Annotated in this window: 24 protein-coding genes, 1 tRNA gene and 1 riboswitch; of the genes, 6 read left to right on the plus strand and 19 right to left on the minus strand. The window is 70.8% G+C overall.

Features of this window, described 5'->3' with window-relative positions:
* Window positions 1–50: 50 nt before the first annotated feature.
* Window positions 51–368 carry a hypothetical protein gene (locus OG892_RS15200; RefSeq protein WP_371629425.1) on the minus strand — a complete coding sequence of 106 codons (318 nt, stop codon included), beginning with the start codon at window positions 366–368 and terminating at the stop codon, window positions 51–53.
* Between the two features lie 103 nt (window positions 369–471).
* Here OG892_RS15200 and OG892_RS15205 point away from each other — a divergent pair, with 103 nt between their 5' ends.
* Entirely contained in the window at window positions 472–699 is a 228-nt protein-coding gene (locus OG892_RS15205; protein ID WP_371629426.1) for a DUF4287 domain-containing protein, read from the plus strand.
* 99 nt (window positions 700–798) lie between these two features.
* Here the strand turns inward: OG892_RS15205 and OG892_RS15210 are convergent, their stop codons facing one another.
* Window positions 799–1,659, minus strand: coding sequence for a Bax inhibitor-1/YccA family protein (locus OG892_RS15210; protein WP_327337218.1), 861 nt, complete (start codon window positions 1,657–1,659; stop codon window positions 799–801).
* Window positions 1,660–1,818: 159 nt separating this feature from the next.
* Window positions 1,819–2,808, minus strand: a complete 990-nt coding sequence (locus tag OG892_RS15215) for an ArsR/SmtB family transcription factor (RefSeq protein WP_371629427.1) — start codon at window positions 2,806–2,808, stop codon at window positions 1,819–1,821.
* A gap of 59 nt (window positions 2,809–2,867) precedes the next feature.
* On the opposite strand from OG892_RS15215, the gene OG892_RS15220 reads away from it, so the two are divergent.
* A complete protein-coding gene (locus OG892_RS15220; protein WP_371629428.1) occupies window positions 2,868–4,202 on the plus strand; it encodes an MFS transporter in 1,335 nt (444 codons plus the stop codon).
* 1 nt (window position 4,203) lies between these two features.
* On the opposite strand, the gene OG892_RS15225 is transcribed toward OG892_RS15220, so the two are convergent.
* Window positions 4,204–4,827: a DinB family protein gene (locus OG892_RS15225; RefSeq protein ID WP_371629429.1), complete on the minus strand. Its 624-nt coding sequence runs from the start codon at window positions 4,825–4,827 to the stop codon at window positions 4,204–4,206.
* A gap of 175 nt (window positions 4,828–5,002) precedes the next feature.
* On the opposite strand from OG892_RS15225, the gene OG892_RS15230 reads away from it, so the two are divergent.
* On the plus strand, window positions 5,003–5,476 hold the full coding sequence (locus tag OG892_RS15230) for a carboxymuconolactone decarboxylase family protein (protein WP_371629430.1): 474 nt from the start codon (window positions 5,003–5,005) through the stop codon (window positions 5,474–5,476).
* 114 nt (window positions 5,477–5,590) lie between these two features.
* Here OG892_RS15230 and OG892_RS15235 read toward each other — a convergent pair whose 3' ends face one another.
* Both OG892_RS15235 and OG892_RS15240 read right to left on the minus strand, forming a co-directional pair.
* Complete coding sequence (locus tag OG892_RS15235) at window positions 5,591–5,752, minus strand: superinfection immunity protein (protein ID WP_328866808.1); 162 nt, start codon at window positions 5,750–5,752, stop codon at window positions 5,591–5,593.
* 157 nt (window positions 5,753–5,909) lie between these two features.
* Window positions 5,910–6,545 (minus strand): TetR/AcrR family transcriptional regulator, encoded by a 636-nt coding sequence (locus OG892_RS15240; RefSeq protein ID WP_328866807.1) that lies wholly within the window; start codon window positions 6,543–6,545, stop codon window positions 5,910–5,912.
* Window positions 6,546–6,651: 106 nt separating this feature from the next.
* Here OG892_RS15240 and OG892_RS15245 point away from each other — a divergent pair, with 106 nt between their 5' ends.
* Complete coding sequence (locus OG892_RS15245; RefSeq protein WP_371629431.1) at window positions 6,652–7,383, plus strand: hypothetical protein; 732 nt, start codon at window positions 6,652–6,654, stop codon at window positions 7,381–7,383.
* 2 nt (window positions 7,384–7,385) lie between these two features.
* On the opposite strand, the gene OG892_RS15250 is transcribed toward OG892_RS15245, so the two are convergent.
* Together OG892_RS15250 and OG892_RS15255 are read right to left on the minus strand one after the other, a co-directional pair.
* Window positions 7,386–8,531, minus strand: coding sequence for a PP2C family protein-serine/threonine phosphatase (locus OG892_RS15250; RefSeq protein WP_371629432.1), 1,146 nt, complete (start codon window positions 8,529–8,531; stop codon window positions 7,386–7,388).
* Window positions 8,532–8,784: 253 nt separating this feature from the next.
* Window positions 8,785–8,870, minus strand: a tRNA-Leu gene (locus tag OG892_RS15255).
* A 599-nt stretch (window positions 8,871–9,469) separates the two neighbouring features.
* Here OG892_RS15255 and OG892_RS15260 point away from each other — a divergent pair.
* Both OG892_RS15260 and OG892_RS15265 read left to right on the plus strand, forming a co-directional pair.
* Window positions 9,470–10,240 (plus strand): ABC transporter ATP-binding protein, encoded by a 771-nt coding sequence (locus tag OG892_RS15260; protein ID WP_024491442.1) that lies wholly within the window; start codon window positions 9,470–9,472, stop codon window positions 10,238–10,240.
* 116 nt (window positions 10,241–10,356) lie between these two features.
* Window positions 10,357–12,885 carry an ABC transporter permease gene (locus OG892_RS15265; protein ID WP_371629433.1) on the plus strand — a complete coding sequence of 843 codons (2,529 nt, stop codon included), beginning with the start codon at window positions 10,357–10,359 and terminating at the stop codon, window positions 12,883–12,885.
* A gap of 70 nt (window positions 12,886–12,955) precedes the next feature.
* On the opposite strand, the gene OG892_RS15270 is transcribed toward OG892_RS15265, so the two are convergent.
* From OG892_RS15270 to OG892_RS15320, 11 genes are all read right to left on the minus strand, one after another.
* Window positions 12,956–14,260: a cyclopropane-fatty-acyl-phospholipid synthase family protein gene (locus tag OG892_RS15270; protein WP_073738487.1), complete on the minus strand. Its 1,305-nt coding sequence runs from the start codon at window positions 14,258–14,260 to the stop codon at window positions 12,956–12,958.
* Window positions 14,261–14,621: 361 nt separating this feature from the next.
* On the minus strand, window positions 14,622–16,007 hold the full coding sequence (locus OG892_RS15275; protein ID WP_073738486.1) for an NAD(P)/FAD-dependent oxidoreductase: 1,386 nt from the start codon (window positions 16,005–16,007) through the stop codon (window positions 14,622–14,624).
* A 496-nt stretch (window positions 16,008–16,503) separates the two neighbouring features.
* Complete coding sequence (locus OG892_RS15280) at window positions 16,504–17,445, minus strand: exopolyphosphatase (RefSeq protein ID WP_371629434.1); 942 nt, start codon at window positions 17,443–17,445, stop codon at window positions 16,504–16,506.
* 199 nt (window positions 17,446–17,644) lie between these two features.
* Window positions 17,645–18,184, minus strand: coding sequence for a DUF501 domain-containing protein (locus OG892_RS15285; protein ID WP_073738484.1), 540 nt, complete (start codon window positions 18,182–18,184; stop codon window positions 17,645–17,647).
* Window positions 18,185–18,263: 79 nt separating this feature from the next.
* Window positions 18,264–18,734, minus strand: coding sequence for a septum formation initiator family protein (locus OG892_RS15290; RefSeq protein WP_073738483.1), 471 nt, complete (start codon window positions 18,732–18,734; stop codon window positions 18,264–18,266).
* A gap of 98 nt (window positions 18,735–18,832) precedes the next feature.
* On the minus strand, window positions 18,833–20,113 hold the full coding sequence (gene eno / locus OG892_RS15295) for a phosphopyruvate hydratase (RefSeq protein WP_328866802.1): 1,281 nt from the start codon (window positions 20,111–20,113) through the stop codon (window positions 18,833–18,835).
* A 345-nt stretch (window positions 20,114–20,458) separates the two neighbouring features.
* The gene (locus OG892_RS15300) at window positions 20,459–21,205 is read right to left on the minus strand and encodes a transglycosylase family protein (RefSeq protein WP_073738481.1); all 747 of its coding nucleotides are present in this window, start codon (window positions 21,203–21,205) and stop codon (window positions 20,459–20,461) included.
* Between the two features lie 4 nt (window positions 21,206–21,209).
* Window positions 21,210–21,381, minus strand: a riboswitch (cyclic di-AMP (ydaO/yuaA leader).
* A 336-nt stretch (window positions 21,382–21,717) separates the two neighbouring features.
* Window positions 21,718–22,674, minus strand: coding sequence for a transglycosylase family protein (locus OG892_RS15305; protein ID WP_371629435.1), 957 nt, complete (start codon window positions 22,672–22,674; stop codon window positions 21,718–21,720).
* 106 nt (window positions 22,675–22,780) lie between these two features.
* Window positions 22,781–24,094: a cytochrome P450 gene (locus tag OG892_RS15310; protein ID WP_073738479.1), complete on the minus strand. Its 1,314-nt coding sequence runs from the start codon at window positions 24,092–24,094 to the stop codon at window positions 22,781–22,783.
* A 29-nt stretch (window positions 24,095–24,123) separates the two neighbouring features.
* Window positions 24,124–25,086, minus strand: a complete 963-nt coding sequence (locus OG892_RS15315; protein WP_073738478.1) for a nucleoside triphosphate pyrophosphohydrolase — start codon at window positions 25,084–25,086, stop codon at window positions 24,124–24,126.
* A gap of 31 nt (window positions 25,087–25,117) precedes the next feature.
* On the minus strand, window positions 25,118–25,774 hold the full coding sequence (locus OG892_RS15320) for a SurA N-terminal domain-containing protein (protein WP_073738477.1): 657 nt from the start codon (window positions 25,772–25,774) through the stop codon (window positions 25,118–25,120).
* Window positions 25,775–25,815 lie beyond the last annotated feature (41 nt).

Genomic DNA, 25,815 nt, shown 5'->3' on the forward strand with positions numbered 1-25,815 from the left:
CCCTCGCCGGCCGCTGCCGCAGCGCACCGCCCGCACCGCGCGCGTATCGCCTAGGCGAAGGCTCGGGCGGCCGCTTCCTCGACGCATCGCACGGCCTCGTCCAGCTCCGCCGACGGGGCCTTTTCCAGTGCCACTGCCAGTTCCCGGCCCGCGACCGCGAGTTGGTCGCCGACCGCGAACATCCCGGCGTCCGGCATGGTCCTCGGCTCCCGGTCCGGCGCCTCGACGCGCTGGGCCCGCACCGCCAACTGCCTGGCCACGGCCAGTCCCTCGGCCGCCGCTCCCCGCCGCAGTCTGCTCTGCGGGGCGGCACGCAGCCGGTCGGCGAATCGGTCCACGGCGATGATCAGGGGCGTCGTATCGAGCACCCCGCGACCCTACGCGCCCCTGCCCGGATGGTTGCCAACGGGCCGACGCTCAGGCACGGTGTCGGGAAGGACCAGTACCGCGCACAACGCGTCGGAGGCGCCGATGTCCCAAGTCCTGTCCGAAGAGACCCATCGCAATCTGCTCTCCAGAATCCCGCAGTGCACCGGTCGTGAGATCTCCGACTGGCTCCGCACCGTCGAGGACGGCCCCGCTCTCCGCTTCGAGGAGAAGGTCAGCTGGCTGCGGGGCGAGCACGACCTCGCCTATGGACACGCGAAGGCGCTCATCCACGAGTACGACCTGCGCAGAGCAGCCCGCAAGCTCATGTAGCCCCCGTCCCCACGGAACAGAACACGGCACAGAAACGGCCCGCAGGCTCCTGCGAAGGAGCCTGCGGGCCGATCGGTCGCTGTGCGGTCCGGCGGCTGTCTAGTCGTCGCCGCTCAGGATGGAGAGCAGGCGCAGCATCTCCAGGTAGATCCACACCAGGGTCATGGTGAGGCCGAAGGCCGCCAGCCAGGACTCCTCGCGCGGAGCGCCGTACGCGACGCCGTCCTCGACCTGCTTGAAGTCCAGGGCCAGGAAGCACGCGCCGAGGATGATGCCGACGACACCGAACAGGATGCCGAGGCCGCCGCTGCGGAAGCCGAGGCCGTCACCGCCACCGAAGGCGGCGAACAGCAGGTTGACCACCATCAGGAGCATGAAGCCCATGGCCGCGGCCATCACGAAGCCGTAGAACCGGCGGGTGACCCGGATCCAGCGCATCTTGTACGCGAAGAGCACACCGGCGAAGACACACATGGTGCCCATCACCGCCTGCATCACGACGCCCGGTCCGATGTACGTGCTGACCGCGCTGGAGATGACCCCGAGGAAGACGCCCTCGAAGGCCGCGTACGCGATGATCAGCGCGGGGACCGGGGTGCGCTTGAAGGACTGGACGAGCGACAGCACGAAGGCGATCAGCGCGGCGCCGATCGCGATGCCGTACGACTTGTTGAGGTTCGCCTCGTCGACCGGGAGCAGGGCCCAGGCGACGGCGGCACCGGCCACGACCGTGCCCAGCGTCAGCGCCGTACGGGTGACGACATCGTCGATCGTCATCGCACCGGAACGCGCGGGCGCCTGCGGGGCGCCGTACTGGGCGTCCGGCTGGGCATAGGGGTTGGTGGCGTACGGGTTGGCACCCGCTACGGGGGCCCCGGCCTGCGGCGCCGCGTTGACGTTCGCGTAACCGTTGTCGCGGCTGAAGCCCCGTCGCGAGAAGACCGGGTTGCTGCTCCTCATCTCACTCCTCCATGGCCACCCAGCGCGGCCTTGCGACAAGAGTAATGGGTAGGCAAAACAAACTCTCTAGTGCCAGGGGAGGATCTTTCCGTGTGATCGTCACTGATCGCACTGATCGCACTGATCGCCCGATCACACCGATTCCGCTCATCGCGCCGGTCACCCGTCGGCCGGAGCGCCCCCGGCGAGGGCGTCACCGGCCTCGGTGCGCCGGTAGACGACACGCCGGCCGACTCTCGTGCCCGCGACCAGGCCCGCTTCGCGCAGGACGGCCAGATGCCCGCCGACGGTGCCGAGCGACTGGCCGAAGTGGTGGGCGAGTTCTGTACTGGTGGCGGGGCGTTCCAGTTCGTGGAGCACGGCGGCGCGGCCGGTGCCGATCAGCCGCTCCAGGGCGAGGTCCGGCCTCGGCGGACCGGTGGCGGCGGCAGCGGACCCGCGGGCCGGATAGACCAGGGCGTACCGGGCGGGCGGTTCCTCGCAGAGCCAGGTGCCGCTCGTCACACAGACCGGCACGAACAGCATGCCGTCCGCACCGACGACGCGGTCCGGTCCCGGCTGGTGGCTGAAGCGGATCGCGTCCGCGCCGACCCAGGCGCTGCGCCGGTTCATCCGCTGGAGGGCGCGGGGCCATCCGTAGGCGGCCAGCAGCCCGGCCCGGTGGCTGACGTCCCGTTCCAGCAGCGCCCGGCGGCGCGGCCAGTCCGCGAGGATGTGCGCCTCCCACGCGTTCCGGAACAGACCGGCCGTACGGGCTCCCCATCCGTGCCCGGTCAGCCACCGCAGGTCGTGCCGCTTCCAGCTGTGCGCCACCGCCGCTTCGAGGTCGGCGCGCACGGCCGCGTCGGACGCCGCGGCGACCGGGGCCAGCTCCTCGTCCAGGGTGGTGCGCATCCCGCCCGGCGGCGGGAGGGTGATGAAGCCGGGGAGGTACTTGGTCGAGCCGATCAGCTCGACCAGCCCCCCGGCGAAGGGATCGGCGTCGAGGACGGCGCGGAAGGCGTCGTGGTGCCGGGTGTACCAGGGGCCGAGCCACGGATCGGCGCACGGCTTGGTCAGCACGCTCATCGACCCCAGCGTCTCGGCCAGCGGCGACAGCGCGAACCTGGACCGGGACAGGGCCAACGGGCTCAGCCGCAGCAGCACCATCTTTCGCCTCCTGCCGAAACGTTAGCGCGCGCCGGGGCGGGCTCCGCAGAATCCTGCCGGTGCAGCCACCTCCCGCCCCGCCTTCCCCTCCCTTTCCCGCTTCGAGTTCTCTGCTCAGGCAGCCTCGGTTCCGCGTGTTCTACGCCGGGCGTCTGGTGTCCCTGCTCGGCAGCTCGATGGCCCCGGTCGCGCTGGCCTTCGCGGTCCTGGACGCCTCCGGCAGCTCCCAGGACCTCGGCGTCGTGCTGGCCGCCCACATGCTGCCGCTGCTGGCGCTGCTCCTGGTGGGCGGGGCCGTAGCCGACCGCTCCTCGCGCCGCGATGTGCTGGTCGCCGTCCATCTGGGCTCGGCGCTCACCCAGGGCGGCGTCGCGGCGCTGCTGCTGACCGGCCACTACTCACTGGCCCCGGTGGCCGTGCTGGAGTTCCTGAACGGCGCGCTCGGCGCGTTCACCGCCCCCGCCCTGCGCGGAGTCCTGCCGCAGCTCGTCGACCGGACCCGGCTCCAGCAGGCGAACTCCCTGCTGGGTACGGCCCGCAACGCCACCAAGATCCTCGGGCCGAGCCTGTCCGGGGTGCTCGTCGTGGCGGTGGGCAGCGGCCCGGCCATCGCCTTCGACGCGTTCACGTACCTGCTGGCGGCGGGGTTCCTCGCGCGGCTCACGTTCACCGGCGCCGCGGACCCGCCCCGGCGGCGGTCGGGCCTGGCCGCCGATATCCGCGACGGGTGGACGGAGTTCCGCGCGATCCGCTGGGTGTGGATCGGCACGCTGGCGTTCTGCCTGGTGAATCTGGCCCAGACCGGCACCTGGCAGATCCTGGGCCCCCAGCTCACCCGGCGGCTGAGCGGTGAGGAGACCTGGGGTCTCGTGCTCAGCGTCCGGGGCGTCGGGCTGCTGGTGTCGGGCCTGCTGATGTACCGGCTGGTGGTCCGGCACCTGCTGCGCCTCGGACAGCTGACGAGCGTCCTCGCCGCGCTCCCCCTGCTCGCCCTGGGCGCCCGGCTGCACGCCCCGTGGCTGCTGGGCGCCGCGTTCGTCGCGGGGCTGGGCTCCGCCGTCACGGCCGTCGCCTGGGACACCTCGCTGCAGGAGCACGTGCCGCCCCAGGTGCTCTCGCGCGTCGCCTCGTACGACGAACTGCTCTCGTACGTCGCGATCCCGGTCGGCCAGCTGTGCGTCGGCCCGCTGGCCGAGGCGTACGGGGCCTTCCGCGTCGCCTCGGTCGCCGGCGTCGTCTCGGCGGCGGCAGCGGCCCTCCCCCTGGCATCCCGCGCCGTACGCCGGCTGCCCCACGCCGCAGTCCCCGCTTCCGGTCCCGGTCCTGGTCCCGGTCCTGGTCCTGGTCCCGCAGCAGAACCGGCACCGGCACCGGGCCAGGCCGGTGCGGCGTAGTTCAGGCCTTCGGCGCGTCCGGGTCCGGGACGTCCTGGGCCTGCGCGTCCGGGGCCTGCCGGGCCGCGCGCTCCACCCGGTCGCGGTGGTCCGCCCACCACGCCGCGTCGCCGGAAGCCATGTTGTCGCCCCCGGCCCGCAGGCCCGTGGTCCCGTCGACGAGTTCCCGGACGATGTCGGCGTGCCCTGCGTGCCGCTGGGTCTCGGCGACCATGTGGACGAGAATCCGGTGGAGCGTCAGCTCGGTTCGCGCTTCCCCGGGGAGCCGGCCGACGGCGTCCAGTTCCAGTGAGTCGATCGTCGCGTCCGAGTGGGCCCACACCCGGCGGTAGCCCGCGACGATCTCCGCACGCGACTCGTCGGCGGTGGCCCACAGATCCGCGTTCGGCTCGGCGTCACCCGCGATCCAGAGCTCCGGCGCCTCGACGGGCCGGCCGAAGGCGGCACCGAAGTAGAACGCCTCGGCCCCGGTCACATGCTTGACCAGCCCCAGCAGGTTGGTGCCGGTCGGGGTCAGCGGGCGCCGGATGTCGTATTCGCAGGCCCCTTCGAGCTTCCACAGGAAGGTGTCGCGGGCGTCCTGCAGATACAGGTGGAGGTCTCGCTTGTGGCCGGTCGCGTTCATGGGCCCAATCTGCCAGGAGCGCGACCCGCGTCCAACGGCTTATTCGCGCGGGCCACCAGCAGCGGCTGGAAGATGCCGAGATGGTGAGACGTAGGTCACAACCGCTGCTGTCACATCGTGCCGGGCTGATCGGTCAGAGAGGTACAGGCACCAAAACACCGCAAGGGAGTGCACCATGAACGCCCGTTTGAAGCTCCTCGAAAGCCCGGTCGCGGGCAAGGCCCTCAAGCACATCATCGCGGCAGGCGGCGCGCTCGCGGAGTCGACGCTGCCGCTCGCCACGCAGGAGCTGGTCAAGCTCCGTGCCAGCCAGATCAACGGCTGCGCCGGCTGCCTCGACATGCACACCAAGGAGGCCGCGCACGCCGGGGAGACCGCGGTGCGCCTCAATCTGGTCGCGGCCTGGCGGGAGGCCACCGTCTTCACCGACGCCGAGCGCGCCGCCCTGGAGCTGGCCGAGCAGGGCACCCGCATCGCGGACGCGGCCGGTGGCGTCCCGGACGAGGTCTGGGCGAACGCCGCCAAGTACTACGACGACGAACAGCTCGCCGCCCTGGTCTGCGTCATCGCCGTGATCAACGCCTTCAACCGGCTGAACGTGATCGTCCAGCAGCCCGCCGGCGACTACCAGGTCGGCATGTACGGATAACAGGAGGGACCACTGACCGCGCGGGCTGCCGGCCAGGATGGCGGTGCGCTTCGGACCGACGGGGACCTGGCGCACCGTCACCCCTCGGTCAGCACCCACCGCAGGGGCGGTGGCTCACATCCGCGGGCGCGGCTCGGTGCTGCGCGCCGCCATCGCCAGCGCCACGACCCAGCCGACCAGGGTCCAGCCGAGGAACAGGTTCAGCACGAACACGGAGCCGCTGTTCGACACCCCTCGCGTGAAAGCGACGACAGTCGGCACGAAATAGGCCAGCACGATGACAACTATCAGCACTAACCCACTGATTGACATAACGCTCACGTGACCCCCCAGTACGTCCGTATGAGGAGGTCCATTCTCCACAGCCCCGACCTGATGTCCACAGTGCGTCAGTCATGATCATCGGAGGGTGACCGGGCGGGCCGTGGAGCCGTCACCGGCCCCCCGACTCGTCGAGCCCCCGGATTCCGGCGCAGAGCAGTCGCACGCTGCGGACGAACTTCTCGTCCTGGTCCCCGCCGGCCGCCGCCGCCACGGTCAGCGGGAAGCGCCGGTGGAGTTCGGCGACATCCTCGGGGCCGACCTCGACGGCGGGCGGCTCGCCCTGCTCCTGGAGGACGTACCCGGTGAGGTGACTGAGCACCGCGTCACCGGCGATGCCCAGGTCCTCGTCCCGGATACCGGCGTCCTTCAGGGTCCGCAGCAGCCGCTCCATGAGGGAGAGCGCTCCGGTGCTGAGCACCTTGGGGCTGTCCGCGAACATGACCGCGCCACCGGGGTGCCTCAGCAGGCTCTGCCGGAGCGAGACGGCCTGGGCCTCGACCCGCTCCGGCCAGCCGGCCCCTTCGGGCAGTGCGGCCAGGGCGGCGGTGCCCGCGTCGTACGCCTGCTGAGCCAGCCGGTCGGCCATCAGCTGGAGCAGGGCGCTCTTGTTGGGCACGTGGTAGTACATGCTGCCGGCGTGCACGTCGAGCCGCTTCGCCACCTGCCGCATGGACAGCCCGTGGTAGCCGGCTTCGGCGAACACCGCCATGCCCGCGTCGATGATCCGGTCCGCGCTCAGCTTCATGGGACCCACTGTAACCGACTTTCGAACATTGTTTGAAAAGTGCCGGAGACACGTCTACTGTCATCACCGACGGGAATCAAACAGCGTTTGAAGGGGGGTGGTGACGATGGGCGGACTGCTGTTCAACGTGACCACGGCGGCACTGATGATGTTGATGCTCAACGGCGGACTGACCCTGCTGGGCCAGGGCACCCTGCGGGGACGCCGCATCCCGTGGGCGGCGGTGGGGCTCACCTCGGTCGCCGTCGCCGGGGTGATCACCCAGCTCTGCTGGTCCGGCGCGATGGACGCACTCGACAGCGACCCGGCCAGGTCCGGCTGGTGGCGGGTCGTCACCTCGACGTTCATGCAGAACGGCGGCCTGCTCGGCGGGGCGTGGAACATCGCCACCCTCGCCGTCATCGCCGCCCTGGCCGACTGGTTCTGGGGCACGCCCCTCACGCTGGGCCTGTTCCTCGCCGGCATCCTGCTGCCCGGGTACGTCGACACCCTGTTCGGCGAGAGCGGCCACAGCACCGACCCCCGCAACTTCGCCGGCAGCTCCGGCGCCACGTACTTCCTCGCCGCGACCCTGTCCGCGGCGCTGCTCCTGCGCGTCCTGCACACCGGCCGCAGCACCGGCCGCAGCGCCGAACGCGGCCCCGGCCGGGAGCGCCTGAAGGAAGCTCTGCTGGCGGCCGGCGTACCGGTGCTCGGCCTGGCGGTCTGGTTCGCCCAGTCCAACGGCCACGGCCTGGTGGCCGTCTACGGCTTCGCCCTGGGCGCCGCGGTCCGCGCCGTCACCCGCCGCGCGTGGGACCGTCCGGCACCGGCCGCCCGCGCCGCGACGGTCGAGTAGCCCTACTCCGCCCGGTGCGGCGCACGGCGTACCGCGAGGACCGCCAGATCGTCCTGCTGCACCCCCGCGGTGAAGTCCCGCACGTCGTCGACGAGCGAACCGATCAGCCGGCCGGCGGTGATGTCGACGTGGCCGCCGAGACGCTCCTCCAGCGGATAGAAGGCACCGTCGCGCGAACGCGCCTCGGTCAGGCCGTCGGTGCACAGCAGCAGCGTGGCCCCGGCGGGGAAGGCGAACCACGCCACCGTGCGCGGTTCGCCGACCAGGCTCGCCAGGCCCAGGGGTACGTGTTCGTCCCCCGCGCCGACGACGGTGACGACGCCCTCGTGCAGCAGGTAGGGCGGGATGTGGCCGCACCCGACGACCTGGGTGTCGGCGCCCTCGTCCACCCCCAGGACGAGCGCGGTGACGAACCGTTCGGGCTCGCCGCGCTGTCCGGCGTAGTCGTTGTGCCGGACCACCGCCGCCTCCAGCGCGTCGACCAGCGCGGTCACCGTCGGCTCCCGGTGGGCGGCCTCCCGGAACGCCCCCACCACGTCGATGGCCATCCCGATGGCGGCCAGCCCCTTCCCCTGGACATCACCGATCAGGACCCGGGTACCCCAGGGAGTGGCCGCCACGTCGTAGATGTCGCCGCCGACGAGCTTGTCCTCCTGCAGCGGCTCGTACACACCGTCCACCAGCACGTCGTCGGTGAGCAGCGGCAACGGCCGCAGGATCTGGCGCTGCATCGCGGCCGCGGTCGACCGCAGCCGCACCAGTGCGCCCTCACGCGTGAGGCGCATCCGGGCGCCGAAGACGGCGAGCGCGCCGAAGCCGACGGCGAACAGCGCCAGGATCACCCGGTCGAGGATCCGTTCCCCGGGCTGGAAGACCACCGGCTCGACGACGACGAGGCTCACCCAGCCGGAGACCAGCGCCGTCTGACCCGGGCTGCACAGGGCAGCGGCGAACGCCGGCAGGAACACCAGCAGCCCGAGGAGGAGAATCGCGGTCCCGGTCAGCAGACCGAGGACGACCACCACGGCCGTCGCCGCCAGGGTCGCCAGGACGACGTGGCGGGTGGCGGGCGTGCGGATGGCGGTGACGCCGTCGTGGTCCGCCGAACCCGGTGCCGAGGACATCGCGGCGCGCAGCGGACGGAACATGCGGGCATCCTCCAGCGGCGATGTGATCGCGCACGCGCGTGCCGCTCGTGGCAACGGACCGGAAGGCCATGATCATCCATGGTCGTCCCGGAACCGCCGGGAGGCTGGCCGCCGTCCCGCTGAAGTGGGTCCGTAAGAGTGGTGCCCCGTACCGGTGGCGCGGAGTGTGGTCGGCGACGGCCGTACGCTCGCCCCGACGCCGGAATCCTCGAACGGATCGTCGCCGGCCGGCTCCCCAGGGATGAGATCGCGGTGGTGCCCGGAACCGGACTTGAACCGGTACGCCCCCGAGGGGCAGCGAGGTTTAAGCTCGCCGTGTCTGCATTCCACCATCCGGGCTTGGCGCGGCTCTGCGTTGGCACATGACCCTATCCGGGGGGCTCCCCCGATCAGCCGAACAGTGGCTCGATGTTGTCTTATTTTATTGACCGCTTGAGGGTGCGTCAGCACACCCGAGAGGCATAGTCACACGCCTGGACGGGTTGTGAGCGCGGCGACCGGCAATCCGAATTGACGTGAATTCGCCGCACCCACACAGCCGATTCGCCAGGGGCGCGCCACGGATCGCCAGGGGCGCGCCACCCCGGCCGGCCGGCGGGGTCGTTCGGGCGGCCCGGGACCGGGTGCCCGCCTTGGGACTCCGGGTCCGCCGGGGCCGCCTCCGTGATCGTGAACACCGTGCCGCACCCCCTCCGTCGGCGCACCCGTCTCGGGGGCGGTGTCATACCGCAGGAGGACGCGGACGCTCTTCGGTGCGACTCAAGGCGGCCCCGGGAACGGGCACCGGGAGTGACGATCCGCGGCGGAACGGCGGAGACGATGGAGCTGTGCCTCCGAGGAGGGCGCCGCGTCACTCGGTGCCTGCCTCACAGCCCCGGACCGACGTCCCCCGGACCGAGCGTCCCCCGTCCCGTACGCACCCCACCCTGGAGCCTCCCGTGACCACCATGACCACCGCTCACCGCGCCACCGCGGTGGCTGCCCGCGCCACGGAACTGTCGAAGGTCTACGGAGAGGGCGAGACCAAGGTGACCGCGCTGGACCGGGTCACCGTGGACTTCCCGCAGGGCGAGTTCACCGCGATCATGGGCCCGTCGGGTTCCGGCAAGTCGACGCTGATGCACTGCGTGGCCGGCCTCGACAGCTTCAGCAGCGGATCGGTCCGGATCGGGGAGACGGAGCTGGGGTCCCTCAAGGACAAGCAGCTCACCCAGTTGCGACGGGACAAGATCGGGTTCATCTTCCAGGCGTTCAACCTGCTGCCGACGCTGACGGCGCTGGAGAACATCACGCTGCCGATGGACATCGCCGGCCGCAAGCCCGACCAGGACTGGCTCCACAAGGTCATCGAGATGGTGGGGCTCTCCGACCGCCTCAAGCACCGGCCCACCGAGCTCTCCGGCGGCCAGCAGCAGCGCGTCGCGGTGGCCCGCGCCCTGGCCTCGCAGCCGGAGATCATCTTCGGTGACGAGCCGACCGGCAACCTGGACTCGCGCTCCGGCGCCGAGGTCCTCGGCTTCCTCCGCAACTCGGTGCGCGAGCTGGGCCAGACCGTGGTCATGGTGACCCACGACCCGGCCGCCGCCTCCTACGCGGACCGGGTCATCTTCCTCGCGGACGGGGCGATCGTCGACCAGATGATGCACCCCACCGCGGACGGGGTGCTGGACCGGATGAAGGCGTTCGACGCCAAGGGGCGCACCAGCTGAGCTGAGCCCCCGGGCCGCAGCCCCGGCCCCGACGTCGCACCGCCTCGCACCACCCGGTGCCGTGCGGCGCCCGAACCGTGCCCCTTTCCGGAACCCCTCCCCTCCAGGACACAGCCATGTTCCGTACCGCCCTGCGCAATGTGCTCTCGCACAAGGCCAGGCTGCTGATGACCGTCCTCGCCGTGATGCTCGGCGTGGCCTTCGTCTCCGGCACCCTGGTCTTCACCGACACCCTCGGAAACGCCTTCCGCAACCAGTCGGCCAAGAACTACGACGACGTCGCCGTCGCGGTCACCACCTACGCCAACCAGCGTGACGAGAAGGCCCCCTCCATCGACGCCGCCGCCCTGAAGAAGATCCAGGCCCTGGACGGTGTGAAGAGCGCGACCGGCCGGGTCGACGGCTTCGCGGGGGTCGCCGACCCCGACGGCAAGCTGATCGGCAACGGCTGGACCAACTCCGGTGGCAACTTCGCCCCGGGCAAGGACGGCAAGGACGCCCAGTACACCTTCACCGACGGCTCCGGCCCGGTCGCGGCGGGCAGCATCGCCCTGGACAAGGACACCGCGAAGAAGGGCGAGTACAAGGTCGGCGACAAGGTACGGGTCGCCACGAACGGGCCGGTGAAGGAGTACACCCTCTCCGGTGTCTTCACCACCGAGGACGGCGCGGTCAATGCCGGCGGCAGCCTGGTCCTCTTCGACACCGCCGTCGCCCAGAAGCTCTTCCTGCGGCCGGGCGAGTTCCGGGACGTCTCCGTCACCGCCGCACCCGGCACCTCCGACCAGCAGGTGCTGGCCGCGGTGAAGCCGCTGCTGCCCAAGGACGCCGAGGCCAAGACCGGCAAGGTGGTCGCGAACGAGGAGGCCGAGCAGACCGAGCGCAGCCTGAGCAGCCTCAACAGGCTGCTGCTCGGCTTCGCGGGCATCGCCCTCTTCGTCGGCATCTTCCTGATCGCCAACACCTTCACCATGCTGGTCGCCCAGCGCACCAAGGAGCTGGCGCTGCTGCGTGCTGTCGGCGCCTCGCGCCGCCAGGTCAAGCGCTCGGTGCTGCTCGAAGCGGCCGTGGTCGGTGTGATCGCGTCCGTCATCGGCTTCGCACTGGGCATCGGTCTCGCCACCGGGCTGCGCTCCGCGATGAGCCTGATCGGCGGCAAGATCCCGGCCGGTCCGCTGGTGGTCGCCCCGAGCACGGTCGTCGCCACCTTCGCCGTCGGCGTCCTGATCACCGTGCTGGCCGCCTGGCTGCCCGCCCGACGGGCCGCGAAGATCCCGCCGGTCGCGGCGATGAACAGCCAGTACGCGGTGGCCACCGTGAAGTCCCTGGTGCTGCGCAACTCGATCGGCGCGGTCATCACCCTGCTCGGCGCGGCCGCGGTCGTGGCCGGTTCGACGCAGTCCGGTACGAACGCCCAGCTCGCCATCGCGGCCGGCGCCTTCCTGGCGCTGATCGGCGTCATCATCCTCATTCCCCTGCTGTCCCGACCGGTGATCGCCCTGGTCCGCCCGCTGCTGCGGCGGCTGTTCGGGGTCTCCGGCAAGCTCGCCACGCAGAACGCGGTCCGCAACCCGCGGCGCACCGGCGCCACCGCCTCCGCTCTGGCGATCGGTCTCACCCTCGTCACCGGCATCTCGGTGCTCGGCGTCACCCTCGGCCAGGCGGTCGACCGGATGACGACGGACAACATCAAGGCCGACTACATGATCTCCATGGCGAGCGGGGACTCCCTCGACGAGTCGGCGCTCACCGCTCTGGAGAAGGCCGACGGCGTCACCGCGGTCTCGCCCCAGCAGTCCATCTGGCTGACGATCGGCGACGACGGGCTCTCGGCGTCCGGCGTGACCCCCGGCGATGTGCAGAAGGTCCTCAACGTCGACACCGTCTCCGGCTCGGTGGACTCGCTCGGCAGGGGCGAGATCGCCGTCTCGGACAAGACCGCGAAGTCGCACGGCTGGAAGACCGGGGACAGCGTCACGGTGACGTACGACGACGACAAGAAGGAGACCCTGAAGGTCGGCGCCCTCTACAAGGACAACGAGTTCCTGTCGCCGGTCCTGATGCCCCGCGAGAAGGTGGCCCCGCACGAGGGCAGTGCGGACATCCGCGAGATCTACGTGAAGACGGACGGCGGCGCGAGCGCGGCCAACGAGAAGTCGGTGGTGAACGCGCTGGGTGACAACCCCGCCATGAGCATCATGGACCGCCAGGACATCCGGGACATGTTCGGCGGCTCCATCAACCTCATGATGAACATCATGTACGGGCTGCTGGCGATGGCCCTGATCATCGCGGTGCTCGGGGTCGTCAACACCCTGGCCATGTCGGTCTTCGAGCGTCAGCAGGAGATCGGCATGCTGCGGGCGATCGGCCTGGACCGGCGCAAGGTCAAGCGCATGATCCGGCTGGAGGCGGTCGTCATCTCGCTGTTCGGCGCGGTGGTCGGCATCGGACTCGGCATGTTCCTCGGCTGGGCGATCGGTCAGTCCGCGTCGTCGAGCATCCCGCAGTACGAACTGGTCGTGCCGTGGGGCCGGATCGCGCTCTTCCTGCTGCTGGCCGGACTGGTGGGGGTGCTGGCCGCGATGTGGCCGGCCCGCAACGCCGCGAAGCTCAACATGCTGACGGCCATCAAGACCGAGTAGCGCCGGACGGCGCACGCGTGAGGGCCGGTATCCGCAACTGCGGATACCGGCCCTCACGCGTGTGCACGGCTCAGCCGGTCGCGGACGCCTTCCAGTCGCGGGCGCGCAGCGGCATCCGGGCGGCTCCGCCCTCCGCCGGCCGCACGGCCAGGATCTGGTTGACGCCGATCTTGTTGTGCTCGAAGGAGAGCGCGGAGGCGGCCATGTACAGGCGCCAGACCCTGGCCCGGCCGGGCGAGGTCATCTTCACCGCGCGCGGCCACTCCTTCTCCAGGTTGGCGACCCAGCGGCGCAGGGTCAGCGCGTAGTGCTCGCGGAGCGACTCGACGTCGCGGGCCTCGAAGCCGGCTTCCTCGAGGGTCGCGACGGTCCGGCCCAGCGGGGCCAGCTCACCGTCCGGGAAGACATAGGCGTCGATGAACTCGTCCACGTGGTAGGCGGACTCGTCCTTCTCCGGGCGGCGGGCGATCTGGTGGTTGAGGAGGCGCCCGCCGGGCTTGAGGAGTGCGTAGACGTCGTCGGCGTACTCGCGGTAGCGGACCGAGCCGACGTGTTCCGCCATTCCGATGGAGGAGATGGCGTCGTACGGGCCGTCCCTGACGTCCCGGTAGTCCTGGACCCGGATCTCGATCCGGTCGGTCAGCCCCTCCTCCGCGATGCGCTTGCGGGCGAAGGCGGCCTGTTCGGTGGAGAGGGTCACGCCGGTGACCCGGGCGCCGTACTCGCGGGCCGCGTGGATCGCCATGGAGCCCCAGCCGCAGCCGACGTCCAGGAGGCGGTCCCCCTCCTTCAGGGCGAGCTTGCGGCAGACCAGGTCGAGCTTGTCGCGCTGGGCGTCCTCAAGGGTGCCGCCGTCCTCCCAGTAGGCGCAGGAGTAGACCATGGACGGGCCGAGGACCAGTTCGTAGAAGTCATTGCCCACGTCGTAGTGGTGGCTGATGGCCTCCTTGTCGCGGCGCTTGGTGTGCAGGGCACCGGTGCGGCGGCGTACCTCCTCCGGCGGCGGCGGGGGCGGCGGCCACGGACCGGCGAGTTGCAGCAGCCCCTTGGCGGCCGCCCGCACCTTCGGGTCGCGGACCGGGTGGACGCTGTCCTTCGCCTCCGCTCCGCGTTCCCAGATCAGCCCGGCCACCAGGTCCAGGGCCTCGTACAGATCGCCTTCGATATCGAGTTCCCCGGCCACCCAGGCGCGGGCGAGGCCCAGTTCGCCCGGTTTCCACAGCAGCCGGCGCAGGGCGCGACGGCTCCTGAAGACGAGGGCGGGGGCCTCGGGCGGTCCGGATTCGCTGCCGTCCCAGGCCCGGATCCGGACCGGTAGGGGTTCTCCCAGCAACTCCTGGGCGAGAGCGGTCAGCCGCAACGCGGCGTCTGCCATGGCGCACACCTCCGTGATGGTGTTTCCCAACGTGCCCAGACATGCCCACACATGTCTCGGACCACGCCCCGGCACCCATTGGCGCCGCGGCGAGGTACACCCCCCTCAACAGTTTCCGGCGGCCTGGCCATCCCGCTACTGCGCAATGGAACGGCAAAATACCTGTATGAACCATGCATCCGCCGGGCCACTGGCCCCGCTCCCCCTGTACCGTGCCCCGCTCCACCCCGCGCCGATACGCCGAAGGGGCCGCCCGCACCACGGATGGCGGACGGCCCCTTCGGGCGTCGTGCGACTGCTGTACGCGGATACGGACATCCGCGGGCGGACCGGGAGGTGTTGGCCCCCGGCCCGGGGTGCGCTAGGAGGCCTTGGCCTTCTCCGCCACCGGCTGGGCGGCGGCGGGGGCCGGAGCCGGCTTGGCGGCCTCGTAGAACTCCTCGCGCGGCGTCTCCATGGCGCCGAGCGAGACGACCTCGCGCTTGAGGAACATCGCGAGCGTCCAGTCGGCGAAGATCCGGATCTTGCGGTTCCAGGTCGGCATCGCCATGCCGTGGTAGCCACGGTGCATGTACCAGGCGAGGCGGCCCTTGAACTTGATCTTCATCTTGCCGACGACGATCATCGCGACGCCCTTGTGCAGGCCCAGACCGGCGACCGCACCCTTGTTGGCGTGGCTGTAGTCGGCCTGCGGGAAGCCGCGCATCCCGGAGATGACGTTGTCACCGAGGACCTTGGCCTGACGCAGCGCGTGCTGGGCGTTCGGCGGGCACCAGGCGTTCGGGTTGCCGGCCTTGCGGCCGACCAGGTCCGGAACCTGGGCGTTGTCGCCCGCGGCCCAGATGTAGTCGGTGCCCTGCACCTGGAGCTTCTCCGAGGTGTCCACGTGACCGCGCGGACCGAGCGGCAGGCCGAAGCGGGCCAGCGCCGGGTTCGGCTTCACGCCGGCCGTCCACACGATGGTGTTGGAGTCGACCTCGAGGCCGTTCTTCAGCACCACGTGACCGTCGACGCAGGAGTCCATGGAGGTCGAGAGGAAGACCTCGACACCGCGGGACTCCAGGTGCTCCCGGCCCCAGGTGCCCAGCTTCGGGCCGACCTCGGGAAGGATCTTGTCGGCGGCGTCGACGAGCACGAAGCGCATGTCCTCGCGCTTCACGTTCGTGTAGTACTTCGCCGCGTCGCGGGCCATGTCCTCGACCTCGCCGATGGTCTCCGCACCGGCGAACCCGCCGCCCACGAAGACGAAGGTGAGCGCCCTGCGGCGGACATCCTCATCGGTCGTCGAGTCAGCCTTGTCCAGCTGCTCCAGTACATGGTTGCGCAGGCCGATGGCCTCCTCGATGCCCTTCATACCGATGCCCTGTTCGGCCAGGCCGGGGATCGGGAAGGTGCGCGAGACGGCGCCCATCGCGATGACCAGGTAGTCGAAGGGCAGCTCGTAGGCCTCGCCGACGAGCGGCGCGACCGTGGCGACCTTGCGGTCCTGGTCAATGGTCGTGACACGGCCGGTGAGAACCTCGGCCTTCGGCAGCACGCGTCGCAGCGGGACGACGACGTGCCGGGGCGAGATGCTGCCGGCAGCAGCTTCGGGGAGGAAGGGCTGGTAGGTCATGTACGACCGGGGGTCGACGACCGTGACGGTCGCCTCTCCGTAGCGCATCTTCTTGAGGATGCGCCGAGCTGCGTACAGGCCTACGTACCCACCGCCTACTACGAGGATCCTGGGACGCTCCGTGGTGCTCATGCCATCGAGTATCCACCCCTCCCCGGGGGTGAGCTCGTGAGCCCCTTCACAAGGTATGGCCCACCCTCTGCTACACTTCGCCGCCCACGTGACCCAGGTCATGGCCCCGGAAGGGAACCACGACACCGTGGCGAACGTTGTTCACCGCTTGTGAGCTGGCCCTTGAGCCGCAGGGCGAGAAGAACCACCCTCTCTGTTCACACGCATGCAACACCCCCGGAACCACCCCGTTCACGCCGCGAGTGACCCCGCACACGCTCCCGGGGGCCCGTCCGGAGCAGAAGTCCGCCCCCAGGGACCCAATTCCTTGTGAAGAAGTTCACGAACTTCGTCGCGGCGTGTCCCACAAGGACTCCCCCGGGTGGCCCTGAGCGTCTCAAAGGTGCAGGCAGGAATGCGTATGAGCGACGTTTCCGCGCCCACCCGCACCCGGCCACCGGGGCCTCGCCGGCAGGCCTCAGGAGGGCGCTGAGCGGCGCCGCCCCGGAGGACCGCGCTACGCGATGGACCAGCCGATCCCGTCGAGGATGTCGTGCTCGCTGACGACCACCTCACGGGCCCCGGTCCGCTCCATGACGGCCAGCAGGATCAGCGCCCCTGAGGCGATCACATCGACCCGTCCCGGATGCATCGAGCCGATCGCGGCACGCTCCGCGTGGGTCGAGGACAGCAGCCGCCCGGTGATCTCCCGGACCCGCTCCAGGGAGACCCGGGAGTGGTGGATCGCCGCGGAGTCGTACTCCTCCAGGCCCAGCGCGATCGCGGCCACCGTGGTGACCGTGCCGGCGAGACCGACCAGCGTGCCCGCCCCGGTGAGCGGGACGCTGCGCCCGGCCAGGTCCAGGGCGGCGGCGACGTCCGCGCGGATCGCGTCGGCCGCGTCCCGCGTGGGCGGGTCGATGACCGCGCCGTCCCGCGAGAGATGGCGCTCGGTCATCCGGACACAGCCGATGTCCACGGACCGGGCGGCCCGCACCCGGTCGTCGCCGACGACGAACTCGGTCGAGCCACCGCCGATGTCCACCACGAGGTACGGCTTCGCGAGGTCGTCGCGCCCGGCGAGCTCCTTGGTGGCCCCGGCGAAGGAGAACTCCGCCTCCTGGTCACCGCTGATCACCTCGGGCTCGACGCCCAGGATGTCCAGCACCCCCCGGACGAAGTCGTCCCGGTTCTCCGCGTCCCGGGAGGCGGAGGTCGCGACGAAGCGGACCTTCTCCGCACCGTGCTCCTTGATCACCGCCGCGTACCGCCGGCACGCGGCGAACGTCCGCTCCAGCGCCTCGGGTGCGAGCCGCCCGGTCCGGTCGACGCCCTGGCCGAGCCGGACGATCTCCATCCGCCGGTCGAGCTCGGTGAACTCCCCGGTGGCGGGGTCGGCATCCGCCACCAGCAGCCGGATCGAGTTGGTACCGCAGTCAATGGCGGCCACACGCGTCATACCTTCAAGCCTCTCTTCATCAAGCCCCGCCGCCTCACGTCTCCAGCCCCTGCAACGCGTCACGTCTCCAGCCCCTCCGACGCGTCACGTCTCCAGCCCCTCCGACGCGTCATGCCTCCCAGCCCCTCCGGCGATTGAGGAGCGGGGGTCCGGGGGCGGAGCCCCCGAGGGGGGAACCTCAGCCCCCGAGAGGGGAACCTCAGCCCTCGTCCCCGTCAGGCACACCGCACGGCGAAACGCACGGACCCTTGCGCCACCACTCCGGCAGCATCGCGATCGCCTCGTCCCCCAGCGGGTTCACCCCGGGCCCCGCCGCCAGCGAGTGCCCCACGAGCACGTGCAGGCACTTCACCCGGTCCGGCATGCCGCCCGCGCTCGGGAAGCCCTCCAGCACCTCGATCGCGTCGCGCCGCGCGATGTAGTCCTCGTGCGCGGCCCGGTACGCGGCCGCCAGCTCGGGGTCCGTACCGAGGCGCTCGGTCATCTCCCGCATGACCCCGTTCGCCTCCAGCGTGCCGATCGCGGACGCCGCACGCGGGCACGTCAGGTAGTACGTCGTCGGGAACGGCGTACCGTCCTCCAGCCGGGGCTGCGTCTCGACCACGTCCGGGTTGCCGCACGGACAGCGGTGCGCGATGGCACGCAGCCCGCGCGGCGGGCGCCCCAGCTGCTGCTGGAACGCGGCGATGTCCGCGTCGGTGGGCGCGGTGGACTCGGTCTGGGGAGGGGGCGTTTCCATGCCTGCCTAGGTTCTGATCGGGCCGCCCGGACCGCGGTGCCGCAGCCGGACGGTGCAATGCGAAATGACGGACCGCGGGTCAGCCCCGGTCGGCGCTGTCGACGCCGTCCCACAGGTTGGAGTGCCACGGCCGGCCGGACTCGTCCGGTACTCCGTTGCGCTCCTTGACCGCGTCGGGATCGACCACGGTGTAGCTGGTCTCTCCCGGAAGAAGGTAGTGCAGGTGCTCGCGGGCCAGCCGCTTGATGTACGCGTCGTCCTGGAGGCGCGCCTTCTCGTCGCGCAGCTCCTCGGTGCGTGCCTCGGCCTCCTGCGCGAGCCGCTCCTGGTCCGCGATCTCGTCACGCTGCGACACGTACTGCCGCATCGGATACGCGAGGGCGACGACCAGGGAGCAGACGACCAGGGCGAGGAAGGCCGCCCGGCCGGTGAGGCGGGAGCGGCGGGCCTGGCGCTTGCTCTGGGACCGGTAGACGCGGGCTGCGGTCTGCTCACCGAGCAGCCTCAGCCGGGTCGCGGTGGAGAACCGGTCCCGGTCCTTCGCGGCCATGTCTCCGCCTCCCCATTACGCACGTCCGTCCCCGCACACGGTACGGGACCGAGTGCGGGGACGGACGGAGGCCGGGTCGCTGGACCCGGTCGGGCTTGTCAGCCCTTGAACCGCGGGAACGCCGAGCGGCCCGCGTACACCGCGGCGTCGTCGAGGATCTCCTCGATGCGCAGCAGCTGGTTGTACTTGGCGACGCGGTCCGAGCGGGCCGGGGCGCCGGTCTTGATCTGGCCGCAGTTCACGGCGACCGCGAGGTCGGCGATGGTGACGTCCTCGGTCTCGCCGGAGCGGTGGGACATCATGCACTTGAAGCCGTTGCGCTGGGCCAGCTCGACGGCGTCCAGGGTCTCGGTCAGCGAACCGATCTGGTTGACCTTGACGAGCAGGGCGTTGGCCGAGCCCTCCTCGATGCCGCGGGCCAGGCGCTCCGGGTTGGTGACGAAGAGGTCGTCGCCGACGATCTGCACCTTGGCGCCGATCTTGTCCGTGATGACCTTCCAGCCGGCCCAGTCGTCCTCGTACAGCGGGTCCTCGATGGAGACCAGCGGGTACGCGTCGACGAGCTCCTCGTAGTACTCGGTCATCTCGGCGGCCGAGCGGGACTTGCCCTCGAACTCGTACTTGCCGTCCTTGTAGAACTCCGAGGCGGCGACGTCGAGCGCGAGCGCGATGTCCTTGCCGGGGGCGTAGCCGGCTTCCTTGATGGCCTCGACGATGAGGTCGAGCGCGGCGCGGTTGGACTCCAGGTTCGGCGCGAAGCCGCCCTCGTCACCGAGACCGGTGGACAGGCCCTTGGTCTTCAGGACCTTCTTCAGCGTGTGGTAGACCTCGGCGCCCCAGCGCAGGGCCTCGGAGAAGGACTCCGCGCCGATCGGGGCGATCATGAACTCCTGGATGTCCACGTTGGAGTCGGCGTGCGACCCACCGTTGAGGATGTTCATCATCGGGACGGGCAGCAGGTGCGCGTTCGGGCCACCGAGGTAGCGGAACAGCGGCAGGTCCGAGGCCTCGGACGCGGCGTGGGCGACGGCGAGCGAGACGCCGAGGATGGCGTTGGCGCCGAGCGAGCCCTTGTTCTCCGTGGCGTCCAGGTCGAACATGGCCTGGTCGATCAGCCGCTGCTCGGTCGCGTCGTAGCCGACGAGCTCCGGGCCGATCTGCTCGATCACGGCGAGGACCGCCTTCTCGACGCCCTTCCCGTGGTAGCGGTTGGGGTCACCGTCGCGAAGCTCAATGGCCTCGAACGCACCGGTGGAGGCTCCGGACGGAACGGCAGCACGGCCCGTGCTGCCGTCGTCGAGGCCAACCTCGACCTCGACCGTGGGGTTGCCCCGGGAGTCGAGGATTTCCCGGGCTACGACGACGTCGATGGACGGCACGAGGCATCTCCTTCTGGGATATGACGCTGGTTGTGCAGGGTCGCTTTGGCCTTGCGACAAGAGCCTAACCGGCCCGGCCGTCTCAGTCGGCCGCCCGCCCGTCCCCTGGGACGAAAAAGGACCCAAGAGCAGTCATAGCGGGATGAAAGGCCAGAAATTTACTGACCAGTAACAACAACAGTTGAACAATCAACACGCAATCCCACGAGCCGCGCCACGGGCCGCGCCACGAGCCGCGCCACGAGCCACCGAGCCGCCGGACCGGGGACCGGCAGACCCCGGCCCGGCACGCGTGGGGGGAAGACGCGAACCGGGCCGGGGAGATCGGCGAGGAGAGTGCCGGGACTACTTCACCAGGTGGAGCTGCTGACCCGGGAAGATCATGTCGGCGTCCTTGACGATGTCCTTGTTGAGCTTGAACAGCTGGTGCCAGCCGCCCTTGACCTTGTGGTCGGCCGCGATCTTGCTCAGCGAGTCGCCGGTGACGACCTTGTACTCGCCGTCGCCCTTCTTGACCTTCTCGCCGGTCGGGGTGGTCACGGTCTTCTTCTGCCCGGCCTCGGGGGCGGTCGAGCGGTCCGAGCGGTTGGTGGCCGGGGCCTCGGTGCGCTCGGCCTTCTTCGGCTCGGCCTGCTGCGCCGGAGCGGACTCCTGCTTCGGAGCGGTCTCCGCCTTGGGGGCGCTGGAGCCGGTGTCGACGCCCGGGTCGACACCGTCGTTGCTCAGGTTGCCGGCACCGGCGCAGGACCAGGCGCCCGGTCCCTGCATGTCGAGGAGCTTCTCGGCGACCGCGATCTGCTGGGCCTTGCTGGCCAGGTCGGCGCGGGCCGCGTACTGCGTACCGCCGGCGGCGGCCCAGCTGGACTGCGAGAACTGCAGACCGCCGTAGTAGCCGTTGCCGGTGTTGATGGACCAGTTGCCGCCGGACTCGCACTGGGCGACCGCGTCCCACGTGGAGACGGAGGCGGCGGAGGCGCCGGTGGCACCCATCAGGGGCACTGCGATGGCGGCACCGGTCACACCGGCGAGCGTGGCGATACGGACGGCCTTGGACGGGCGGCGGTGCTTGTTGCCCTTGCTGTTCAGCAGCATCGAGACTTCTCCTCACCGACGCCTGCGAGGTGAGCTGTCGGGTTCGGGCCAAGTGAGTTGCCCGGTCGCACGTCCTAGCGCACGACTTAACCCCAAGCCGGTCCTGATCCGTCTTGCGACGATCGGGCCCGGCACTTACCTGGGTCCCCCGCTCCTGCCTACGGCGCTTTACGCGTCTGTTCCCTTCGACCGACGGCAGGATTCGGCGTGACGATCGACGGGGCCCGCGGTGCGAGCGGTTCTGACCGTAAACACACCCAACCCCTACATTCAAAGAAGGACATACCGGATAATCAGCCCTTAATTGCATCGGATTAACACCTGTTTGCGCAGGTCGGAACGGATGCGGGGGGACCTCCCGGACAAGACGCGCGAGTTCACGCGAAGAGACCCATGTCTCACTTAGTCAAAAGTGGGACATAGGCCTCTTAAGTACCCCAGGTTCAAGGTGTTTTCAGCTGTTGATCAGACCGTTTCCACGGCCGCTTCCACGATCGCCCCGACGTCCGGTCTCAGCCGGTCTTCACGCCGAGATCGAGGTGCTGGCCGGGGAGGATGAGGTCGGGGTCCGAGCCGACGGCCGCCTTGTTGGCCTCGTACAGCCCGGTCCAGCCGCCGGGCAGCTCCTGCGCGTCGGCGATGGCCCAGAGGTTGTCGCCGGGCCGGACGGTGTACGTGCCGTCGGCGGCCGGCGCGCCCGCGGCGCGCCCGTCCCCCTCGCCGCGCGAGGCGTGCCGCCCCGAGTCCCGGCCGTCACCGGTCCGCTCCGGGGCCGGCGTGCCGCGGTGCTTGCCGCCCGCCTCCGCGGCCGGGGAGGACCCGTCCGGGCCGCCGGAGGGGTCGCCCGCGCCGGTGGAGCCGGAGGCGGGGGGTGTGGCGTCCGGGGAGGCGGAGGAGTCCGGCTTGCGGTCCTTGCCGGCCGGGTCGGCCGTGGCGTCGTCCGACGGGGCCTTCGTCGCGTCCTTGGCCGCGCCGTCCGCCGGATCGGCGCTCTCTGACGGATCGGCACTCGCGGACGGGTCCGCGCTCTCGGACGGATCCGCGGACGGGGTGGCGGCCGGATCGACGCCCGGGTCGACACCAGGCAGGGAGCCGTCCGGGGTGAGGCCGGAGATGACGGCGCAACTGGGCCACGCCTTCGGCCCCTGATCGCCCAGCACCTTCTCCGCCACGGCGATCTGCTGCGAGCGGCTGGCGAGGTCCGCACGCGGGGCGTACGTCTCGCCGCCGTAGGACTTCCAGACCTCCTGCGAGAACTGCAGGCCGCCGTAGAAGCCGTTGCCGAGGTCGGCACTCCACATGCCGCCGCTCTCGCACTCCGCGACCCGGTCCCAGGTCGAGGCGTCGGCGGCGTGCGCACCTGCGGCACCGAGCAGCGGGATGGCGATGGCCGAGCCGGTCACGCCTGCGGCGACGATGATCGCGGGTGCCTGACGAGGGCGACGGTGTCTGCCGTTCGCGGAGCCCATGGGAATGCCTTCCGTGTGACTGACAAGGTGACTGGTGAGTCGAACGGTGAACCTAGCGGGACTCGAACGTGTGTCACAAGTCGATGCAGCGGAGATCACGCCAAAGTCACAGAGTTGACAGAGTGTCACCTCCCTTGGTGGTGACCCCGGGGGTGAACTCCACCGGAAGCGTCCGCAGTCCGCGCATGATGAGCCCGCCACGCCAGCGCAAATCGGCAGCTTCCCCCGCAAGTCGCAGGTCCGGGAGGCGTTTCAGCAACGTCGCGAGCGCGGCCTGTCCCTCCAGCCGAGCGAGCGGTGCTCCCAGGCAGTAATGGATGCCGTGCCCGTAGCCGAGGTGCTGATTGTCACGCCGCGAGAGGTCCAGCGTGTCGGGAGCGCCGAATCGTTCGGGGTCCCGGTCGGCGGCGGCGAGCACCACGAGCACGGGATCCCCCTCCGCGATCCGCTGCCCGCCGATCGTCAGCGCCTCGGTGGCGAAACGCCAGGTCGCCAGCTCCACCGGGCCGTCGAAACGCAGCAGTTCCTCGACGCCGGTGGCCAGCAGCGCCGTCTCGCCCGCCGCCAGGGAACGCTGGAGCCGTTCGCGCTGCTCCGGATGGCCCAGCAGGGTGTGAACGCCGTTGCCGATGAGGTTGACGGTCGTTTCGAAGCCGGCGAACAGGAGGATGAAGGCCATCGCGGCGGCCTCGTTCTCGGTCAGGTGCTCGCCGTCGTCGCTCGCCCGGATCAGCCCCGAGATCAGGTCGTCCCCGGGGTTCTCGCGCTTGCGGTGGATGAGTTCGAGCAGATATCCGCGCATCTTCTTCACGGAACGGGCCACGCCGCCCCTGGGGCCGCCGCCGTGGCGGATCATCATGCCCGCCCAGTCCCGGAAGTCGTCCTGGTCCTCGCGCGGGACGCCCAGCAGGTCGCAGATCGCGTAGATGGGGAGGGGGAAGGCGAACTCGTGGATGAGGTCCGCCTCCCCCCTCTCGACGAAGGAGTCGATGAGGCGGTCCGTCAACTCCTGCACGCGCGGCGCGAACTCCGCGATGCGCCGGGGCGTGAACGCCTTCGACACGAGACGCCGCAGCCGGGTGTGGTCGGGTGGGTCGATGTTCAGCAGATGCGTCATCAGCTCCGCCTTGCGCTCGCCCGGGATGCCCGTGCGGCCCTTGGCGTGCGCCGGCCCGGCGTGGTGCGCGGGGTTCTTGGAGAGCCGTGTGTCAGCGAGGGCCTGCCTGGCGTCCGCGTACCGGGTGACGAGCCAGGCGTCGACCCCGCTGGGCAGGGTGGTGCGATGCACGGGGCTGTGCTCGCGCAGCCAGGCGTACGCGGGGTACGGGTCGGTGGCGAACTCCCAGGTGAAGAGTTCGGGGGCGGGCGGCACGGCGTCGGCCGGGTGGGCGGGGCAGGTGTCGGCGGGGCTGTCGTTCACCCCCCGACGTTATCCGCTGGCCGGTGCCGCTATCCGTTGCCCTCCGCCGCCCTGATGGCGTCCCGGTAGGCGCGGCCCGCCGCGCGCAGGGCGGCCTCCGGGTCGGTGCCGTCCTCCTGGGCGCGGACGGCCAGGGCGAGGAGCCGGTAGCCGATGCCGTCGCCCTCGGGGAGCGGTACGTCGAGTGCGGCGGTGCGGGCGCGGCCGGCCAGCTTCGCGGCGAGCGCGAGGGCGGGCTGGCCGAGGGGTACCCCGTCGGTGACGGACTCGCGCTGCTTCTCGATCGCCTTGGTCCGCAGCCAGTGCGCGTGGACGTCCTCCGGGGTCTCGGCGGTCTCGTCGCCGAAGACGTGCGGGTGGCGGTGGATCAGTTTCTCGACGAGCGTGGCGGCGACGTCGTCCACCGAGAAGGGCTCCTGCTCGTCCTCCTCGGCGATGCGCGCGTGGAAGACGACCTGGAGCAGTACGTCACCGAGCTCCTCGCGCAGTTCCTCGCGGGTGCCGTCCTCGATGGCCTCGACGAGCTCGTACGCCTCCTCGATGGCGTACTTGGCGAGGCCCTTGTGGGTCTTCTGCGAGGTCCAGGGGCACTCGATCCTGATCCGGTCCATGACCTGGACGAGATCGAGGAGGCGGGCGCCCGGCAGATCGTACGAGCCGGGCAGCAGCTCCAGGTCCGGCATCTGCACCCGCCCCGAACCGGCCAGCCTCGCCAGCCCGTCGGTCAGCGGCTGGTTGCCCTCGCCGCCGGTGAGGACGACCGCGGTCCGGCCCCCGGCGCAGGAGGCGACGAGCTCCTCGGCGTCGGGGACGGCCGCTTCTACGGTGATGCCCGCCTCGCGCAGATACGGCAGCTGCGGCTGGCCGGGCTCCCCGCAGAGCACCCGGTCCGCGGCGTGCAGCGTCTGCCAGGCGGGCCAGGACAGCAGTCCGGGCGCGACGCGGTGGCTGGCGGTGAGCAGGACGATACGGCCGGGGTCTTCAGCGTTCACGCTGCGAATCTACCCGGCCGGCCGGCCGCTGCTACGCCCCGGCCTCCGCCGGTGCCCGGTCGGGCTTGGTCACCTGGTTGATCCAGGGGGCCTTGTAGTCCGCGAGCTGGATCTGCTTGTTGTCCCAGCTGCCGTAGCGCGGGTTGACGTCGACCTTGAGGGCCTTGGAGGCCTTCGTCAGCGCGTCGCCGAGGGCCTTCGTGCCGGCCGGGGTCGACGGGTCCGCGCCGAGTGCCTGGGAGAGCTTGGTCAGCTGGACCTGCTCGCGCAGGAAGGAGTCGATCTGGCCCGGGGAGATCCAGCGTTCCTGGAGCACCGCGGCCCGCAGCCCCTTCTCCCCCTTGTACTGGGCGACGGCCGACTGGCGCATCTGCTGGATCTCGGCGCGGCTGACGGTGACTCCGGCGTCCGCGGAGGCCCGGTCCAGGACCCGGTCCAGGATGATCCCGTGCAGCTTGGCGCGGACGAGCTGGCCGGACTGGTCGGTGGTCTGCGCCGCCTGCTTCGAGGTGTCCTGGGCGTCGCGCACGTCCGCCACCTGGGCCTGCACGGTGGACACCGCGATCCGGTCGCCGCCCACGACGGCTGCCGCGCCGGGGTGGGCCTGGCTGCCGCAGGCGGAGAGGAGCGGCGCTGCGACGAGGGTCACGGCGGAAACGGTGAGCGCGGTGCGACGGCGGCGGTGCAAAGGAGCCTCCCGAGGAGATTGTGCGGCGGTGCACAAGGCCT

This window comes from Streptomyces sp. NBC_00341, assembly GCF_041435055.1.
Lineage (GTDB): Bacteria > Actinomycetota > Actinomycetes > Streptomycetales > Streptomycetaceae > Streptomyces.

Bases quoted from the DNA above. Each gene is read 5' to 3' on its own strand.
- OG892_RS15205 (WP_371629426.1), top strand. From the start codon at position 472: ATGTCCCAAGTCCTGTCCGAAGAGACCCATCGCAATCTGCTCTCCAGA.
- OG892_RS15210 (WP_327337218.1), bottom strand. From the start codon at position 1,659: ATGAGGAGCAGCAACCCGGTCTTCTCGCGACGGGGCTTCAGCCGCGAC.
- OG892_RS15215 (WP_371629427.1), bottom strand. From the start codon at position 2,808: ATGGTGCTGCTGCGGCTGAGCCCGTTGGCCCTGTCCCGGTCCAGGTTC.
- OG892_RS15225 (WP_371629429.1), bottom strand. From the start codon at position 4,827: ATGAACGCGACCGGCCACAAGCGAGACCTCCACCTGTATCTGCAGGAC.
- OG892_RS15230 (WP_371629430.1), top strand. From the start codon at position 5,003: ATGAACGCCCGTTTGAAGCTCCTCGAAAGCCCGGTCGCGGGCAAGGCC.
- OG892_RS15240 (WP_328866807.1), bottom strand. From the start codon at position 6,545: ATGAAGCTGAGCGCGGACCGGATCATCGACGCGGGCATGGCGGTGTTC.
- OG892_RS15245 (WP_371629431.1), top strand. From the start codon at position 6,652: ATGGGCGGACTGCTGTTCAACGTGACCACGGCGGCACTGATGATGTTG.
- OG892_RS15250 (WP_371629432.1), bottom strand. From the start codon at position 8,531: ATGTTCCGTCCGCTGCGCGCCGCGATGTCCTCGGCACCGGGTTCGGCG.
- OG892_RS15265 (WP_371629433.1), top strand. From the start codon at position 10,357: ATGTTCCGTACCGCCCTGCGCAATGTGCTCTCGCACAAGGCCAGGCTG.
- OG892_RS15270 (WP_073738487.1), bottom strand. From the start codon at position 14,260: ATGGCAGACGCCGCGTTGCGGCTGACCGCTCTCGCCCAGGAGTTGCTG.
- OG892_RS15275 (WP_073738486.1), bottom strand. From the start codon at position 16,007: ATGAGCACCACGGAGCGTCCCAGGATCCTCGTAGTAGGCGGTGGGTAC.
- OG892_RS15280 (WP_371629434.1), bottom strand. From the start codon at position 17,445: ATGACGCGTGTGGCCGCCATTGACTGCGGTACCAACTCGATCCGGCTG.
- OG892_RS15285 (WP_073738484.1), bottom strand. From the start codon at position 18,184: ATGGAAACGCCCCCTCCCCAGACCGAGTCCACCGCGCCCACCGACGCG.
- OG892_RS15290 (WP_073738483.1), bottom strand. From the start codon at position 18,734: ATGGCCGCGAAGGACCGGGACCGGTTCTCCACCGCGACCCGGCTGAGG.
- OG892_RS15300 (WP_073738481.1), bottom strand. From the start codon at position 21,205: ATGCTGCTGAACAGCAAGGGCAACAAGCACCGCCGCCCGTCCAAGGCC.
- OG892_RS15305 (WP_371629435.1), bottom strand. From the start codon at position 22,674: ATGGGCTCCGCGAACGGCAGACACCGTCGCCCTCGTCAGGCACCCGCG.